Source organism: uncultured Ruminobacter sp., from assembly GCA_902764345.1.
Taxonomy (GTDB): Bacteria; Pseudomonadota; Gammaproteobacteria; order Enterobacterales; family Succinivibrionaceae; genus Ruminobacter.
The window spans coordinates 1-2,011 of sequence record CACWVT010000100.1; the positions used below are offsets into that span (position 1 = coordinate 1).

A 2,011-nucleotide genomic window follows, 5' to 3' on the forward strand; every position below is an offset into this window, starting at 1 on the left:
TCATTTTCATGAAGGTGGGTTCATTTTACTATAGCTTAGTCTCTGATTCATTCAACTGAACACCTGTTATCAAGGTAAAGTGTACCCCAAACCGTGGACAAAATTTTGCAACCATGGACAGATAAAATGAACCCTGCCTGATGCAATTGCTCATGATAGATATGCTGTTCTTAGATTCCGAACCAGAGGCAAAACCAGCCACCGCCGCAGGCGGCTTGCCCTTGACGGGTTCTGAAAGAAATGCTACAATGGCTGACCCGACGGTGAACTATATAAGCTGTTCTTGAGTTCGTCACCGTCGGCAACGACTTCAAAGCATTTCTTTCAGGTTCAGTCAAGGGTGGCGGTCGCCTTTCGTGATCTTGTTTTTAGCTAATGTCTTTTGACGTATCAGCGTTTAAATATTTTTTCGCTGTCGGAGCATTGGGTATTGGCAGCGGATATATGCCTGTTGTGATAAATTCATAGAATTCGTCAGGTGAAAGCTTTGCTAACTGCCATTGATAACGCTCACGATTGTAGTAGTCAATATAATCATCAATGATCTCTTTTACCTGACCGTACTCTGTACAACCGTTCAGTTTAGTTTTTATGTGATCTTTCATATGACCGAAAAAGCTTTCCTGTGGAGCATTGTCCCAGCAGTTTCCTCTATGTGACATGGACTGCCTCAGCCCCTTGTCTTTGATGAGCTGAATAAAGCTGCATGACGTGTAATGACTTCCCTGGTCACTGTTGATCAGCGTTTCTGTTTTCAACGAAACACCGTGCTTTTTAATAAGCTGATCAACTGTTTCAAGCACAAAATCGACCTCCAGAGAATCGCTCATAACATAGGCAAGAACTTGTCTGGTGAATGCGTCCAGTATTGTTGACAGGAACGCAAACGTCCCGTTATACGGAAGATATGTGATGTCGGTAAGCAGAACCATTCGTGGCCCGAATTCCGTAAATTTCCTGTCGAGAAGATATTGAGCTACATGGTTTGTCTTTATGGCTTTTGCCATCCTTCGATAAGGATTAGCTTTCCGTACCGGACATTTCAGACTGTATTTGTCCATCAGCCTTCTGATCTTTTTGAGATTCATAACAACAGGCGGACTCATGTGGATAAGGCACATATAGATGCCTCTTGCACCTTTCGTATATCCACGTTTATGATATGCGGAAAGTATCAATTCAAAATCTGCTCTGTCAGTATTTTCGCGGGCATTTCTGACCGGTGCGGCATCTACCCAGCGATAATAACCGGAACGGGAAACACCTGCAATACGGCACAGTTCAGTGACTGACATGACATTATTTTCATCAGCGAGCATCTGACTGATAAGTTCAAATTTCACAGTGGGAGAATTTTTGATCATGGCTTCTGCTCTCCCTTTCTGTCCAGCTCGATAATTTTTTTTATGAAGTCAAGCTCCTGATGCAGATAGAGTATCTCGTTCTGCATACGAAGGATCGCTTCCTCCTGCGGCATAGAAGCATAATCAGCGAGATCCGGATGCTGTTTCCTTTCCTTGTAACCATTGTGAAATCCACCGTTTTTTCGCTGTTCTTTACGCACTCTGTGGGCAAAACTCTTCATGCGTTCTCTGCCAAGAACATCAGGATCATAACCGGAATCCCGAAAGATATTGCGTATTGTCTTTCCGCTGTCCATCGCAGCGACAAACATTTCTTTGAATTCGACTGTGAATCGTATCGTAGTCACACTGACAAAATCCGTAAACGGGTTTTCTCTGAGAGCTTTTATCTGCTCTCCTGTGAATAATCCAGGGTTCATTGCCTTTCCTCCTACATGATAATTATATATCATCTCATGAGAATTTGCAAGGCATTTTCAGTGTCCACGATGCAGATTCACTGTCTGCAAATTGGGATTCCCTCAATAACAGTTACCTGCGCTTCATTGATTACAGGGTGGGTGCATTTTTACTGTCTACTTTTTGGGGGACACTTTATTTTGTGTGATAGAGGCGTTGTGATCACCACACGCCCCATGTAACAAAAC

At 43.3% G+C, this 2,011-nt stretch carries 2 protein-coding genes; both read right to left on the reverse strand.

What is annotated here, in order from left to right:
• Positions 1-368 precede the first annotated feature (368 nt).
• Positions 369-1,364 carry an IS3 family transposase gene (locus QZU58_RS10160; protein ID WP_294496507.1) on the reverse strand — a complete coding sequence of 332 codons (996 nt, stop codon included), beginning with the start codon at positions 1,362-1,364 and terminating at the stop codon, positions 369-371.
• A complete protein-coding gene (locus tag QZU58_RS10165) occupies positions 1,361-1,783 on the reverse strand; it encodes an HTH domain-containing protein (protein WP_294496509.1) in 423 nt (140 codons plus the stop codon). Before QZU58_RS10165 ends, QZU58_RS10160 begins: the two co-directional genes overlap by 4 nt.
• Between the last annotated feature and the right edge of the window lie 228 nt (positions 1,784-2,011).

Coding starts and splice junctions, on each gene's coding strand:
- QZU58_RS10160 (WP_294496507.1), bottom strand. CDS start 1,364: ATGATCAAAAATTCTCCCACTGTGAAATTTGAACTTATCAGTCAGATG.
- QZU58_RS10165 (WP_294496509.1), bottom strand. CDS start 1,783: ATGAACCCTGGATTATTCACAGGAGAGCAGATAAAAGCTCTCAGAGAA.